The 16,080-nt window shown below is 31.7% G+C and carries 13 protein-coding genes and 1 pseudogene; 2 read left to right on the forward strand and 12 right to left on the reverse strand.

What is annotated here, in order from left to right; all coding sequences use genetic code 11:
• Positions 1-5: 5 nt before the first annotated feature.
• The 9 genes and pseudogenes from C8C83_RS08310 to C8C83_RS08350 all read right to left on the reverse strand — a co-directional run bounded on the left by C8C83_RS08310 (position 6) and on the right by C8C83_RS08350 (position 10,484).
• Positions 6-812, reverse strand: a complete 807-nt coding sequence (locus C8C83_RS08310; RefSeq protein ID WP_121327727.1) for a hypothetical protein — start codon at positions 810-812, stop codon at positions 6-8.
• Complete coding sequence (locus tag C8C83_RS08315; RefSeq protein WP_121327729.1) at positions 809-2,413, reverse strand: ATP-binding protein; 1,605 nt, start codon at positions 2,411-2,413, stop codon at positions 809-811. Before C8C83_RS08315 ends, C8C83_RS08310 begins: the two co-directional genes overlap by 4 nt.
• Positions 2,410-4,005: a restriction endonuclease subunit S gene (locus C8C83_RS08320; RefSeq protein ID WP_121327731.1), complete on the reverse strand. Its 1,596-nt coding sequence runs from the start codon at positions 4,003-4,005 to the stop codon at positions 2,410-2,412. The genes C8C83_RS08315 and C8C83_RS08320 overlap by 4 nt, the downstream gene beginning before the upstream one ends.
• Positions 4,002-5,423 (reverse strand): N-6 DNA methylase, encoded by a 1,422-nt coding sequence (locus C8C83_RS08325; RefSeq protein WP_121327733.1) that lies wholly within the window; start codon positions 5,421-5,423, stop codon positions 4,002-4,004. The genes C8C83_RS08320 and C8C83_RS08325 overlap by 4 nt, the downstream gene beginning before the upstream one ends.
• Before the next feature lie 248 nt (positions 5,424-5,671).
• Positions 5,672-5,827 (reverse strand): annotated as a pseudogene (locus C8C83_RS27380) (aminopeptidase); the annotation flags it as partial.
• The gene (locus C8C83_RS08335) at positions 5,809-6,636 is read right to left on the reverse strand and encodes a KilA-N domain-containing protein (protein ID WP_121327734.1); all 828 of its coding nucleotides are present in this window, start codon (positions 6,634-6,636) and stop codon (positions 5,809-5,811) included. The gene C8C83_RS08335 and the pseudogene C8C83_RS27380, both read right to left, overlap by 19 nt.
• A 201-nt stretch (positions 6,637-6,837) precedes the next feature.
• Positions 6,838-8,358 carry a hypothetical protein gene (locus C8C83_RS08340; protein WP_121327736.1) on the reverse strand — a complete coding sequence of 507 codons (1,521 nt, stop codon included), beginning with the start codon at positions 8,356-8,358 and terminating at the stop codon, positions 6,838-6,840.
• 30 nt (positions 8,359-8,388) lie between these two features.
• Entirely contained in the window at positions 8,389-9,063 is a 675-nt protein-coding gene (locus C8C83_RS08345; protein ID WP_121327738.1) for a hypothetical protein, read from the reverse strand.
• A 224-nt stretch (positions 9,064-9,287) separates the two neighbouring features.
• Positions 9,288-10,484, reverse strand: coding sequence for a C1 family peptidase (locus C8C83_RS08350; RefSeq protein ID WP_121327740.1), 1,197 nt, complete (start codon positions 10,482-10,484; stop codon positions 9,288-9,290).
• Positions 10,485-10,727: 243 nt separating this feature from the next.
• On the opposite strand from C8C83_RS08350, the gene C8C83_RS08355 reads away from it, so the two are divergent.
• Together C8C83_RS08355 and C8C83_RS08360 are read left to right on the forward strand one after the other, a co-directional pair.
• Positions 10,728-11,525 (forward strand): response regulator transcription factor, encoded by a 798-nt coding sequence (locus C8C83_RS08355; protein WP_132011721.1) that lies wholly within the window; start codon positions 10,728-10,730, stop codon positions 11,523-11,525.
• 79 nt (positions 11,526-11,604) lie between these two features.
• Positions 11,605-12,465, forward strand: coding sequence for a type II CAAX endopeptidase family protein (locus C8C83_RS08360; RefSeq protein ID WP_121327744.1), 861 nt, complete (start codon positions 11,605-11,607; stop codon positions 12,463-12,465).
• A gap of 80 nt (positions 12,466-12,545) precedes the next feature.
• On the opposite strand, the gene C8C83_RS08365 is transcribed toward C8C83_RS08360, so the two are convergent.
• The 3 genes from C8C83_RS08365 to C8C83_RS08375 form a co-directional block, all read right to left on the reverse strand.
• Positions 12,546-13,727, reverse strand: a complete 1,182-nt coding sequence (locus C8C83_RS08365) for a BamA/TamA family outer membrane protein (RefSeq protein ID WP_121327746.1) — start codon at positions 13,725-13,727, stop codon at positions 12,546-12,548.
• A gap of 73 nt (positions 13,728-13,800) precedes the next feature.
• Positions 13,801-14,769 (reverse strand): transporter, encoded by a 969-nt coding sequence (locus C8C83_RS08370; protein WP_121327748.1) that lies wholly within the window; start codon positions 14,767-14,769, stop codon positions 13,801-13,803.
• Between the two features lie 56 nt (positions 14,770-14,825).
• The gene (locus tag C8C83_RS08375; RefSeq protein ID WP_121327750.1) at positions 14,826-16,022 is read right to left on the reverse strand and encodes a helix-turn-helix domain-containing protein; all 1,197 of its coding nucleotides are present in this window, start codon (positions 16,020-16,022) and stop codon (positions 14,826-14,828) included.
• Positions 16,023-16,080 lie beyond the last annotated feature (58 nt).

The raw sequence follows: 16,080 nt of genomic DNA on the forward strand, positions 1-16,080 counted from the left end.
CATAGCTACGCTGCTTTTGCAACAATGTCTATAGCCCAATCTAAACCTGAGCTTTTTAAACAATATTTTACTGCGGCAGAAAATTCAGAATTTTTTGAACACATTACCCATAAACTCCTCATATCTGTCTCAATTTCAACTTCTCGTGCCTGATCAAATATTATTGATTGTAAATTAAGTTTTTTGTCAATTCTTAATAACAATATTATAGCTTTTCTATATTTATCTTTTCGCTTATCTATTAGACTAGGAGAATTTAGATTTAATCGATGTATTGAATAACGTGCCCTTTTGTAATTTCTTAAAAGCTTATTACTTTCTCTTGGCCTAACAATTCCCTCATTGTCAAAAGCTAGCTCTTCAGGATCTCTAAATTTTATAGGATCTAAAAATAATATATCTTCTAGATTTAAATTATCTGCATAGTTAAATCCTCTATTTGAAACTACTTGAAAATAAGATTTTTTTCTAACATTTGAAGCTGGACCAGAAAATCTGTAATTCATCCAATCAAATGCTAACCACCAATAACCCTCCGTTTTTATTCCTTTTTCATCAATTACTTCTTTTTTTGGACGGAAATGATCTACATGACAATGAGCTCCTGGATTTATACTTTCAGTATACCAACATTTGTCATTATATAAAGATGATAAATGTAGCTTCAACTCAGTCCATAGCGGTTGATTTAAATCAATAATTCGATTTCTTTCCAATGGATTTGGTGCAGCAATTAATTGCTGAGTAACCAAATCTGCTCTATCTATCCAGTTTTGAGATGGGGGATTATTTTCTAAATCAATATAGATCATTTTTCAGATTCTTTAATTATTTTTTCTAAGATATTAAATGCTATTTTATTTGTTTCTATTTTATTAATAGCTAAACTTTTGTCAACATTAAGTCCCTCTTGATTTGCTAATGCTATTATGAATTTTTGATACAATGGGTCTCTATCTGTTGTATTAATCCCTAGATTAGATAATTTATAAAAGAGTTCAGTTAATCTTATGTGCTCTTGCTCCGTTAATCTTTCATTTTCTTGCTTTACTATTAAATCATTTCTTTCGTTCAATTCTTTTAAAGTATCCTCATCTAACGTACTTGGTAAATTAAAAAATTCACTTGTTAAGATACCTGCAACACCCAATCCCTTTGGGTCAAAATCTGGTTGAAAAGTTTCTATTTTTTGGTATTCTTTTCCTTCATTATCAATACTTTTTGAAGATTGAAAAATTCTTATTTCTTCTTTTTTTAATCCACCGATTACTAATGGATCATGGGTTGTCATTAGAATTTGACTTGAATCATCTTTGCCCGAATACTCTTCCAGTAAATTCATATACTTCCACTTCCATAGTGGATTCAAATGTGTGTCTGGCTCATCTAAAAGAATCAAAGATTCATCTTCTTTTGTAAATCTTAATAAACCTAGCACTGTAAGCAATTGCTGTTCTCCTTCAGAGAGTTCCTTAAAGGTAATATCTCCATCAATATTGACTTTTTTCACTTTTACACGTACTTCTTGAATTAAATCAGAAATATATGTACTTTCTAAACTTTTAAAAAACTCTGTATTTGTTCCATATTTTTTAGCTATTTCAATCAATTTTGCTTGATTCGAAATATACAAATAAAGTTGTTCTTGTTTATGAGTTCTTCTAAAATCTTCTCTTACAGTATCTTCGTGAACTATTGGAGCCATTGATGCACCCCAAAGCTCATCTAAAAAATTACGAACAACCCCTTTAGAACTCCAAAAATTATAAGGATTTGCATCTTTTTTATTTTTCGCCCAAACCGGTTCTTTTAAAACAAAGAGTACCGATTCTAAACCAATTATACCTAAAAAATCTTTTAAAAAAGCACTTATTTTTTTATCAGAAAATGCATAAAAAGCCATTAATACAAAATAACTATGTATTTGTCGAGCATAAAATAAAGGTCTTGGAGGAGCATCTACTCCTTCCAATAAAGCTTTATAAAATCGTGTTTGATGTTTATCAAAATGTTCTAATAAACGATTACTAATCCCTGAATAATAACTAAAAACATATTTAGGTAAATAATTTTCCTTATTTCGTTTAATTTCAACTTTGGGAACCATCTTAGATGAATACTCTATAATATCATTTTTTTTAATTCCTAAATAGAATTTAAATTTTCCTGAAGTATTTGGCCCTCCTTCAACTCGAAGAAAATTATCTTTACATTGATATTCTAATTCATAGTTGAAAAATGTTTCATCTTCTAGATCGAGATCTCTAAAAATAATAACCAGCGCTTCTAATAGATTTGATTTACCAGCTGCGTTTTGTCCTAGCAAAACTGTATGCATTTTGGTTGGATCTAAATCAATTGAGAAATATTTTAGATTTTTAAACTCTTCTATGTAAACTTTATCTATTCTCATGATAATTCCAAATATCCTTTTTCTACACTTTCTTTTATTGTTTTTTTTTGCTCAATTTGGCTTTTTAATTCCGCATAAAATTTATCTATATCTTCAGGGAATTTAGACATCTTCCATAAATCTTCTGCATGTAATTGACCATGTATATTTAATAGTTCTACTAATTCCATAAGTGTGGTTTTACTTTCATATTTTATTTCTCTTTTAGGGCTGTCTATTGTCTTTTTAGAATTTTTAATAACAATTACGTTGTTTTCGTCTCCTAACAATTTAATTAAAACAGAATGTATTAATTCTTTTGAATGTTCTTTATTAGAAATAATTGCTTTTTGCATCTCATCACAACTCGCTTCTAGGTTATTCACTTTTTCGAGTATAGCATTTTGTTCATCAATAGAAGGTAATGGAACTAATAAGTTTTTTAAACTTGTCATACTTAATCCTTCTCTTGAAACACCAACTTGAACTTCCATAATTTTTGCTTGAAAATACGGAGAAATAATCAATTTATGAATGTATTGTCTTATATCTAAATCAATCATTCTTACTATTGCTACATGTTGATTAACATTTGCTGTCTCAAAATCATCGTCAATTAATACTGATCTTCCAATTGAAGCTCCCGTAATATTGAGGAGAATATCTTTAGCAAAAACTTTAGTTGAATGCATTCGATCATGAATTTCAATTGGAATAAAGGCAACATTTCTTAGATATAGCCCATGGTTATATATATTCTGTGATCTTAAAAAAATAATACCGTTTGACACATAAACAGAGTTACCTCCCTTTGGAGTACTTCCTGCTCCTAATTTCTCTGAAATATCTTGCATTCTACACCATTTCCAACTAGTAGGAATGGGAAAAGGAATTTCGTCTTTGATAATCTGATTTGAACTCTTTTCTTTTCTTATTTTTTTTTCTTTTACCAGTTTGTCTTTTGCAGATTTGATTCTTTCAAATAATTCACTTCCATTATTTTCATTTTCTAGTTTTTTATTTTGATTACGCCACTCTAATGTCAATTTACCATGAATAGCATCTTGTAATACAGACTGTCTAAGCTTTTCTAATTCTTTTTCTTGAAGTTTTATTTCTTTTATTAAATTTTGATTTATAACTTCTGATTTCTCTATTTCATCTAATATTTTTTTCTGTTCTTCTTTCGTTGGTAAAAATATATCTAGTTCATATAGTTGTTCTGGATTAATTCTTTTTGAACCAACACCTTTTGCTAGAGTTTGAAGTTTGAGATAAAAATTTCCTTTTTTAAAAAAATAAAAAATCCATTCAGGATAGCAAGATTCATCCACATCAAATGCAGGAATATCAGAACTAGACTCAAAACCATCCAATTCATGAGGAATAATACCAAATGCTCCTTTATGTAAGTTTTGCTTACCGTAAACAAATTGCCCAGCTGTTCTTATGTAATATTTAGTAGCGCCTGTTTTATCTTTAGTATTGGGCCTTTTTTCTACTCCAAGAACATTTAATTTTACTCTAATTCGATTTTCAGTGTTAGGATACTCTGAAACATTTTTAGATTCTGTTAAAAGCGATCCCAGTTTTACTTTTTGCCAATTTTTCATGAAATTGCTTTTTTTATTTCTTCCAACAATAGCATACTCTTTTGAAAAGAATTATCTATTTTAATTAATAACTCTTCAGTTGAGTATAAATTTTCTTTTTCTACAATATTAGGATTTTTAACATCTAAATTAAATTTTCTTCTTTTTATTTCTTCTTTAGAAACTCTCCATGCATATTGATTTTCTTCACGTTTTACCCACCACTTTTTAATATCATTAAAATGATTAATATCAACTGGTTTTGATTTACTATAGTTTTTTATACCTTCAGGATAGGGCATTTCATAATACCAAGTTTCTTTTGTTGGTTCTCCTTTTACAAAAAACAATAAATTTGTCTTTATTCCTGTATAGGGATTAAAGACACCATTTGGTAATCGAATTATTGTATGTAAATTGCATTTGGTTAGCAACTCTTCTTTTATTCTTATTTTTACTCCTTCTCCAAATAATGAATTATCAGGTAACACTACAGCTGCACGTCCCTTTTTATTTAAAATTTTAATAATTAAAGCTAAAAATAAATCTGCAGTTTCTTTTGTTCTAAATTCTTCCGGAAAATTTTTCTCAGTACCATCTTCTTCTTGACCACCAAATGGTGGATTCGATAGAACAATATTAACTTGACTTTTTGCATTCCAACTATCGTAAGGGATTGATAATAAATTTCCTTTAGTAATAGCTGGTTTTTCAATTCCATGAAGAATTAAGTTTGTAGTACATAACAAATGAGGTAGTGGTTTTTTTTCTACTCCTCTAATTGAGTTTTGGATTATCAAAGATGTTTCATCAAAATCTTGTTGCTTTGATAATTGATCCAAAGAACAAGTTAAAAATCCTCCCGTTCCACATGCTGGATCTAATATACTCTCTCCTATTTCTGGGTTAATCATTTCAACCATAAATTGAGTTACAGCTCTAGGTGTGTAATATTCTCCCGAAGAACTTGCACTCTGAAGCTCTTTTAAAATAGATTCATAAATATCATTAAAAACATGCCTGTCTTTATTATTGTTTGAAAAATCTATCTTATCTATTTCATTTATAACTTGGCGAAAAAGATTTCCACTTTTCATGTAATTATAAGTATCATTAAAAACTGATTTTATAATTACTGACTGATCTGTATCTGTCGGGTCAATTGTTTTGAGAGTTGGAAATAATTGATCATTAATAAAACTGATTAATTTATCTCCAGTCAATCCTTTTTCATCTGCCGCCCAATTTTGCCATTTTAAATTTTCAGGTATTGGGCTTTTATATTCTTTTCTAGATGCTTTCCATTCTTCTTCTTTATCAGCAAATATTTTCATAAAAAGCATCCATACCATTTGAGAAATTCGTTGGGCATCCCCATCAAGACCCTCGTCTTTCCTCATTATATTTCTTATGGATCTTATTATACTTGTTGTACTCATTTAATGTTTTTAACTATTTTTATTTAACAGAATTATACTTAATTAATCATTACTTAATACCAATTCAAAAAAGATAAAAAATAAGATTATAAATGTATTATTTTAAATCATAGTTTAACACAAAAAACATCCTTTTTTATGAACTAGATAGGATGAAAATTGGTTAAATTTCAAAAATACATAAACCCAAAAAAAGCGCCACAATTACTTGTAGCGCTTTTGTATTTATTTCAAAATATGGAATAAAATTAAACTCCTAATTTTTTAGCGATATCTGTTGGAATTCCGCCTTTGTTTACCATTAAGGCAGTAGTTTTATATTTTACGAAATTTTTGGTTACAAACAAGAAACCTTTGTAATCGTTTGTTTCTCCCCAAGAATTTTTTACGATGTAATATTCTTTAATACTGTAGTATTAATTAGCGATTTCATTTGACTTATAGCGATTTCATTCAATTTTAATAACCGCTCGTTTTGTTCTATATCTTGTTGTATTAGCATAGCATTTATACTTTCAAGATTAGACAGCACAACTAGTTGCTCAATAGATGCTATATCTCTAATATTTCCTTTTTCGTCAGGGTTTTCAATACGCCATTGTTTTGCTGTTTTACCAAACAAAGCAACGTTCAATATATCTGCTTCATCTGCGTAAATAAAATTTCTTTGATTTGTTTTTAAACTTATCGGAATTAGATTTTCCTTTATTGCATCCGTGTGTATTCTATAATTAATTTTAGAAATGGTTCTTTGAAGATTCCAATCTAATTTTTTAGTACTATTCTCTTCCTCCTTTAAACGTTGAAATTCTTTTATTAAATAAAATTTGAATTCTGCACTCAACCACGTAGCAAATTCAAAAGCAATATCTTTATGAGCGAACGTTCCTCCATATCTACCAGTTTTCGAAATAATTCCAATAGCATTAGTAGATTCAATCCATCTTTTTGGAGTTAGTGAAAAACTGTTAGAACCTGCCATATTTTTAATTCCATCGAATTCGATGGAATTAAAATCAGGATTATTAAATTTTTCCCATAAGCCAATAAATTCAATTGTACTTCTATTCCTCATCCAGTTTTGTAAAATATAGTCACTACGTTCATTATCCCTATGTCTCGCAATATCCGTTAGCGATATAAAATCTTCTTTATTGTCTTCATACAAAACAATATCAATACCCTTTACATTTATCTTTTTATTTTTTGACATATTATTTTGAAAGAAAAGTATTAATTAATTTAAAATCAAATATACATTTTATATAGATAATTGCTTTAATTAAAAACTAAAAAAACAAATTCAAAAAACAAGTCTGTATTCCAAGAATTAAAATTAAAAAAAAAGCGCCGCAATTACTTACAGCGCTTTTTCTATTTATTTTAAAAAACGTAAATTCTTAAGAATCTCAATTTAACTAAGAGGTTGTGGAATTTTTCCTTCGGCAATGTATTTTAAACCTGTAATTCCGGGTAAAAAAAGATATAAACCTCCATCTGTACGTATAAAACGGCTAAGATTTGGAGTTTGATCATAAGTACCATTTTTGTTATAGGAAAAAGTAAAATCACCAGGATTAGTATCGGCAACCTGTGGTCCAAAAAGAGGGTCAACACCACTGCTATTGGGCGAAGCATCAGGATTTCTAAAACCGCCTAATTCTAACCAGAGTTTGGTAACAAAGCGAAACTGAAAATCAAGAACAGCACCAATAAACAATCCCACCAATCCGCGTTGTATGCCTGGTTTTTCGGCAGGATCATATACGGGACCATAAGGCGATGCGCGTCTTAAAATTCTATGCGTTTGAGCATTATTATTGTTTCCGGTAACGTTTATATCGTCCCTTGGGTTTGCTCTTCGTATATGCGCTGCATAAGGACATTTTAACCCAAGTTCGTCACTACTTTGATCACCTTGCTGATTTGGGCTTGGTGCTAAATAATCGAAATTTGTAAAATTGAAGTTTTTAGTACTCGGTTCTCCCAGACTTTTATCTTCTTTATCCGGTGATACCACAAGAGGTGTACCGTCGCGCCATCGTCCGCACATTTTAGCTGCCATTAATTCGGGCGAAGTTCTACTATCTGAATGAATGAATGCTTCAAATTTAGCTTCGTCCTGATACAACAATCTAAATGCGGCAAAAGTACCGTTTACCAATAGCGTATGTGCATTATAATCTGACGCATCCTGACTGATCACAAAACGGTCCAAAGGGACTTTTGGTCTGTCATCGATACTGCTTACACCCATTAATTTTAGCATTTTGGGTTTATTCCACAAAATATCATCAATTCGCGGCTGCGACAAACTATCACGATAACCAAAATGTACATAATCTGAATTTCCATCGACAGTTATAGGATCTGAATCCTGATAATATACCGGAACTACTGCAGGTCCTGATGGTGTTTCTGCTATCATACTCAACAAAGTCGAATAATATTTTTCTCTGTTTTCTGGCGTTAAGGTAAAAAGTGTTAATTGAATATGAAGCTCACTTCCGTCAGCGCTTGGTGCTTCTTTTGGTATCCAACCTCCGTTTTTCCACCAGTTTGTTGGAGCACTTTCGCCTGTATCGCCCATTGCAACTGCATCACTAGCAGCTCCATTTGTAAAAGACACAACGACCTCATCACTTGAATAATAATTTACTGTACCACAATTAACTGAGCCTATAAGAGTTTCTAAACCTGAATATGTAAAACCAATGTTCAGGCAATACTCTGGTTTTTGCATGTTTTCCCAAGGCTCTGCAGTGGTAATAGACAAACCTCCGGGACCAGTTCCTGAAGCAAGATCTGAACAGAATTTTTGTGCTCCGGCAATATCTTTTATACTTAAAATAATGTACCGGATATTAGGGAAATTATATCCACGTAATATTAATCCCTGCACATCGTTCATTTCAACCTGATTTGAATTGCTCATAGTTTATCTTTATTAAAATTAGATTTTAAACTATTTACAATCCGGTTTTTGAGCTTTAGGAAAATCATAACTTACTTCACCCTGAACCGGTGGCCATATTTTATCAGCATTTGGATAATTATCGATAATTTTTGCTACTGTAAGTCCTGGGAAATTAGTTCCAAAAACATATTTTCCGTTTTTGTCTCCGGCAGATAAAATTGGATCTCCAAAATTATAACGCATTAATAAACAGTAAAAAGCAAGTGCATTTTTCTTAACTCCTCCCATTTTTGCGATATAATTTGCTGATGTTTTTCCGTCAGCATCTACGTTTGGAATTCCGCTTTCATCCATTAAATGCAATAAACCATTTAAGCCTTGTACAATAGCATCAATTTCAAAAAAAGCACTGATGTAAGCATCAAATTGCCCATCATATATAGACGTTACCACTAATACATCTTTTCCCGGAAAGGATTGAAATCCCGGAACAGGTATTCCCGGAGTCGGAACTCCGTCTGCTTGGGCATAAATCGTAAAATAATGTACTCCGGTTGTTTTACGCAAATCTCCGGTAGGAGCGGTTAATGGAGCTGCAGCTTCTTTAACTTTTTGGGCTGCTCCCATTGCCTCGGCTAAAAAGCCTTTTTTTAATGGAATAAATAAAAATAACAGATGTTGTTGATCTGTAATTGGTACGGTGATTACTGGGGATGTTGACATGGTTAAATTGTTTATTGGATATCCCTACTCTGTTAAGGCTTTTCGGGAACTGCCTCTTAATTACTTAAGCATGACGAATTTAGGAATACAAAATACAATACAAACCAGTAGTTATACCTGATTTAGATAACGTTCACTATTTATAAGAAAGATTAAAATGCATAAAAAAAGCGCCGCAATTACTTGCAGCGCTTTTTCTATTTATTTTAAAATCCGGAATAAAATTAAACTCCTAATTTTTTAGCGATTTCTGTTGGAATTCCGCCTTTGTTTACCATTAAGGCAGTAGTTTTATATTTTACGAAATTTTTGGTTACAAACAAGAAACCTTTGTAGTCGTTTGTTTCTCCCCAAGAATTTTTTACGATGTAATATTCTTTTCCGGTTTGATCTTTTGCAATACCAATAATGTGCATTCCGTGATCGTCTGTTGTTGTGTAGTTATCAAACGCAGCCTGACGCATTTCCGGAGTGATTTCTGGTTCTGCTTTTGGTCCGTTGAACATATCTGCTTTTTCTTCGGCAGTCATATCATCAAATTTCTTTGTTGGTACATAAGCAACACCATTTTTCCAGCTAAAGCTTTTTTCACTTACGTCAGTTGCCCAAGCTACAGTATATCCTTTTTTCAATGCATTGTCAATAACATCTGTCATGTCATTTACTTTTACATTGTAAACCTGATCAAGTGACCAGTTGTCCGGCACCATCAAAGTTGTTTTTTGGTAGTATGGAGAAGTTGTAAAAGATGACATTTCAACATATTCATCAGGATTGATTCCTACTACTTCTTTAGCAAAAGTTTGTGGCGTGTAGTTTTTTCCTTTGTATGTAAAGTTTTCCGGCACTTTTCCTAAATAAGAATCGATAACTGCAGCATACGCTTTTTGCCAGTTTGGAGTCAATTCACCATTTGGATTTTTTACAACAGCTGCCAAAACTGCTTCGATAAGAGCTGACATTTCGCCAAATTTATTTTTGTCAGTTCCGTAGTTTAATCCTGTATAAACTTCTCTTGGTACAGTTCCGTATTTTTTATACATATTAATTACATCGTGCAAAGCTCCACCGTCACCCAAAGTAACTGCTCCGTGCATACGAACATAATTTACACCTTTTTCTACATAAACATTTCTAGCCGAATAAATTTGTGACAATTCAACTGGTTGTTTTCCTAAACGAATCATTTCTGACTCTAAAAAAGAATTTGTAGAATAACTCCAACAAGTTCCCGAAGATCCCTGTGATTTTACAGAAGTTGTTCCCAGATTAATTTGCTCTGTAAATTTAAAAGCTTCTTTACTTTTTTCGCTTGCATTCGCTTTTAGTGAATTAACTAAAATGTCCTGTGCAAAACAGCCTGTCGCTCCAGCAAAAAAAACAGAAGCTGCAAGTACTGATTTAAATGAAAATGTACTCATAATGATTGTTTAATTATTTAATAAATTAGTAGTGGTAATTTACTTTTTGTTACAAAACAATTAAATTTTAGCTAAAAAAACTAACTTATAACCGTTAATATTTACAAAATCTTTTTATTAAGCTAACAAAACTTACAAATATGACAAAATGGTTGAGTGTTTTTGAATCAAAATCAATCGCTATTTTATTATTCCTCAATATGTATTAATTTGGTTCGCGCAATTGCAGCAAATACGACCCAGATGTACGAACTCGAAAAAGAGAAATACTTAGGCAATACCAAAAACATTTTTAACAACACGCAAGGAATTGCTGTTGTTGAAACCGAGTATAAAAGTAAGGTTTACGAAGGCTGGCATTCGCATAATAATGCACATATTACATTGTTTCTAAAAGGCGGAACAACTGAAAAACGTAAAAATTTTAGCGAAAATATTGGTCCGGGTTCTTTACTATTCTATCACAGCGACGAATTGCATTTGAATCAAAACACTCTTTTTCCGTCTAAAAATATCAATATTGAAGTTGAAGAAGATCTATTGAAAGAACTTCAAATTTCTGAAGCAATTATCGAGAAATCTATTCAAAATACTGCCCTTACCAAATTTTTGATTTTAAAAATATTTAAAGAATCTCAGATCTCTGATACTTTTTCGGGCGACACTATTAAGATGTTGTTTGCTCAAATCTCCAATTCTAATGTTCATTTAGAACGTTTTGATAAAAGTCCGTTTTGGGTAAAAAGTCTAGAAGAATTATTGAACGATTGCTGGAATGAGAATCCCAATTTGCAGGATCTTGCCACGGTTTTAAACTTAAATCCAATTACAATTTCGAAGCATTTTCCTAAATATTTTGGCTGTACTCTTGGAGAATATATGCGCCGGATTAAAATCAATCGTTCGCTTTCGCTGATTCAATCCAGCGAAGATAATTTAACCGAAATTGGTTTTCAATGTGGTTTTTCAGACCAAAGTCATTTTATCAGAACTTTTAAAAATCAAACAGGATTTTTACCCAAACAATTTCAGAAATTATAGCGAAGGCAAATTTCATTCTATTTTTTGTTTTTGATGTCGCCTAATTTTGCTTTATCATAAATGATAAAACACAATCAAAATGGAAACGCTTACTTTAAAACAAAGAACTTTTAATTCTCCTGTAACCAAAATTATTCTGGCTATACTTACTTTTATGGCAGTTGTAATTATTGGTCAACAAATTGCCGCAAAATTACTGGAATTAACCTCGCTTGATAAGGATTATCGCAATCTTCTAAAAGGGCTTTTTGTCTCGGCATCGTGCATTTTCAGTTATATTCTTTTCTTTAAAAAATACGACAAAAGAACCGTAACAGAATTAGCGACAAAAGGACTTTTCAAGAATATTACTATTGGAGTTTTAATTGGTTTTATACTGCAATCGCTTACTATTTTAGTAATGTACCTCAACGGAAATTACAGCGTTGTAAACATCAACCCAATTTCGTTTATCCTGATTCCGTTTGCGATTATGTTTACAGTTGCCATTATCGAAGAAATATTGGTACGCGGAATTATATTTAGAATTATGGAAGAAAAACTGGGAACTTATATTTCTCTGACTTTTTCTTCGATACTATTTGGAGTTTTACATTTGGCAAATCCTAACGGAACTTTGATTTCGAGCATCTGTATTACTACCGCAGGTTTTTTAATGGGCGCAGCTTTTATTTACAGTCGTAATTTATGGATGCCTATTGCATTGCATTTTGCATGGAATTTTACACAGTCGGGAATTTATGGCGCCATAACATCAGGAAACGAAAAAACGAGTAGTTTATTAACGGCAAAAATACAAGGTCCGGAATTTATAACCGGTGGAGAATTTGGTCCCGAAGGATCATTACAGGCAATTGCTTTTTGTGCCTTAGGAACTATTATATTATTGATTTTGATTCATAAAGAGAATAAAATCATTAAACCTTATTGGAAGAAATAAGAGTATCGGCCTTTATTTTTTTATATAAAAACACTTTCAAATTCCCAATAATTACGTTGGGAATTTTTTAGTTTAAAGATTTATCTTAGCCAATTGCTGCCAAAAACAACATAATACGCCCATTCTTCGGGACCTTTTGCAACGTCTACTCCCATTCTTAGCTTGAATTTTCGAGCCAATAAATATCTAAAACCGGTTCCGTAACTGTAAACTACAGGTTTAGCAAAAGCTTTATCCCAATCGTTAAAAGCACTTGCAAGACCGCCATAGCCCATCACACTCCATCTTCTATAAACGTCCCATCTTAGCTCTGCTTCTGTTACTATACTTGTTTTTCCCTGATATCTTGCTGCCGGAATTCCTCTTAGATTAATTCCCGGTAAAAGATAAAAAGGCGGATTTCCAAAGGATTGTTCCCCTTCTAATCTAAGACCTCCAATTAGTTTTTTTGCAATAGGATAATATCCAATTGCAGATAAATTTACACGCCAGGCATCATAATCACTTCCTATTGAATTATCTGACCAAAAGAAATCTGATTGCAAACGGATTCCCTTATCGGGTGTAAAAATATTATCGCGACCATCAAACTGAATTGCACCTCCTAATTGACTTACTGTACTTTTTATGTCTTTGGGTTTTATAAAAGAGGGAAGATTGGCATCTGGAATATCAATATTAGAATTCAGGAAAAGATATTGTGGTCCTGCGCTCCATTTTGCATTTCGAAACTGCTTAAGCCATTGTGTATAGAAAACCGTCGATTTAAAATTAAGTTTAAATTCTAAATCTTTTCCTGATGGTAAATTTTCATAAAACGAAAGATTCATATTACCATAACCCGCCATGACTCTGTACAAAATTCTTGGTTTTATTAAAGTGCTGGAACGAAATGCACCTACCATCCAGCTTTTATTTCCGGTATACATTCCGATTGCTCCTGTAATATCAGGATTTATAAATCGTTTTTTACCATTTTCATCGATAACCGGCGCGTGTTTTTTAAGAAAAACCGGCACAACTGCACCACCAATTCCACCCAAAGCCGGTTCTGTAATAAGCGTTGGAACCACCAAAAAACCATGCGCATAAATAATATAATCACTTAAATCGAAGGCTCCATCCAAAGAATCTTTTACACTAATATGTTGTTTTTGTCCCATCATTGTCGAGAATGATAAGATGAAGAAGAGATTTAACAGGGCAATTTTACGCAAGTGAGTTGTGCTTTTCATAGTAGAAACTGAATATTTATTTGCCAATTAATCAACTTTAGAATTTATTGCATTCTTAAAAATATCAACCAGGAAAAGCTGCAAAAAACGCCACCTAAATTTATTTTTTCTTAAAGCTAAAGACATGTGCAAGCGTCAGGAAAAATGTATTTCCCTGAAATCTATTTACGGCCTCAACCTCGCCTATCCATCTAAATCCTGCCGAAGTACTACAGCCAATATGATAATAATTAATCTCGGCTCCAATTCCTGCCACACGATCTTTGTCTGTTTCAATTGTTCCAAATATTGGAACCGGAATTTTATCATTTGTTACTTTATATTGCAAATAATAAATTAAACCGGCATTAAGTATTCCTTTTGGAGCCGTTTTTTCGGCATTCATCATATAGAATGTTCTTCCCAAACCTCCTTCAACACTCAAAATATCTCCGGTTTTAATATCAGTATCTTTCTTTTTTCCATTTAACTCATAAGCTGCTAATACAGAGAAATGAAACGTTTTTTTATCATTAAAAAACAAAGTTGTTCCTCCTGAAAATTCGTTCATAAACATTCCTAAACCTGTATTATCTGAAGCTCCTGCAGTAAATCTGCCTGTTGGTAAATACATTTGATAACTAAAAACAAAATCAGCTCTTTTATTGTGCCAACCCAATTGTATAGGCTGAATATAAGTATCTGTATACGCTAATGAATTTGTTGCATTTACACTATTTCCCTGAATTGTATTAGCCGCAAAAGGAAGCAGGACAGTTGCTCCATAATTGGCTCCCAAAATTTTAAAATCACTTACATATGACGCTCCTACACCTGTAATAGTCATCGTTAAATCAGGATTTGCAATTGATTTATCTCCATTTGCATTTCGCAATGATGATGCGCTATAAAAATATCCGGGTATATAAACACTTAAAGTATTTACAGGATTTTGTGTTCCTGATTGCAATCCCATGGCACCAAGTATGTGACCACCTTTAAGCTGTGCATTTCCAGACAAACAAATAAACAAAAGTGCTAAGACAAGTATGAATTTTGATGCTTGTCTTTGATTGAATTTTGTATTCATAGTTGTTATTTTAAATATTAATTGAGATTACACAACTACTTTTTACAACTCTTTTTTTAATTTGAAGTTGGTTTAAAATAATAAGTATTTGTTTTCTCAGGATTAATCCTAATTACTTTGAAGTATTCAGAAGGCGATTTTCCGGTATGTTTTATAAAAGCTCTGAAACAAGTTGTTCTCGACTTAAATCCGGAACCCCATGCCATGCCTTCTAAAGATAAATCCTTCCATTCTGGATCGTTTATTTTTTCTTTAAAATATTCGATCCTTTTTAGATTTACATAATCCTGAAAATGAAGATTAAATTCTGAATTGATTAAATTTGAAAGATGATGAACTGATATTCCGGTTTCATCAGATATATCGCGAATCACTAAATCCTTTTTCAAAAAGAGTTCTTTTGAAATAAAAATACTTTCTAATTTTTCCAGATAAAGTTCTTTTTTCTCTATTGTTATTTCTTTTGAAATTGGCAAAACATTACAAGTTTCAAGTGTTTTGTCTATTACCAAATCATCTGAAGCAAAACTATAATTATCTTCCGTCTCGTTTGTATCGTAAAAAATATGAGGTCTGAAATAGAGCCAGCCAACTGTAAAAACCAATACGGCCGAAATTAAAACATAACATGATAAATCAATAGTATCTACTTTGCTAATCAAAAAATAGTGCACAAAAAGTGCTGAAAACAAAAACAAGATCATCAAATTATATACTCTGATCCAACTTAAAACCTTTCTTCGGCTAAAGTGGTTTTCTTTGATACTTTTTAAATCGTAATTTAAAATCATCATTGTCTGGCAAAACGCATAGGACAGCCAGACTGTTAAGCTTAACATCGAAAAAGGACTGTTTATTTTATCCGAAATATAATGGACTGCTTTAATACCCAGAGAGTTTCCTGCCCATACAAAAACGGTCAGACTAAAGTACACCATGAAAGGTAAAAAATGCAGCCAGTCATACCTTCGAAACATTTTGTCTGAAAACAAGATGCTCCTAACATATAAAAAAGCAGAAGGCGCCACTAAAAAAACAAATGATTTTGTGATCATGAACAGATCCGGAAAACTCTTAAAAACTGTAGCAGACAGATAAAAATTATAAATACTCACAACCGCAAGGCTAAACAAAAACATCCCCAGAAAAAAACTTTTTGAATAATTTTTTTTCGAAAACAGAACCATAAACGATGTTGCAAAACCAACTATTGTTGCTGTAAAAAAGAAAATTGAAAGTAATATATCGATCATGTGTTTTAGCTTGATTTATTAAAAATATTCCTTTTCCTTTCTAAATTAGGTTTAAAAA

The organism is Flavobacterium sp. 90 (genome assembly GCF_004339525.1).
Taxonomy (GTDB): domain Bacteria; phylum Bacteroidota; class Bacteroidia; order Flavobacteriales; family Flavobacteriaceae; genus Flavobacterium.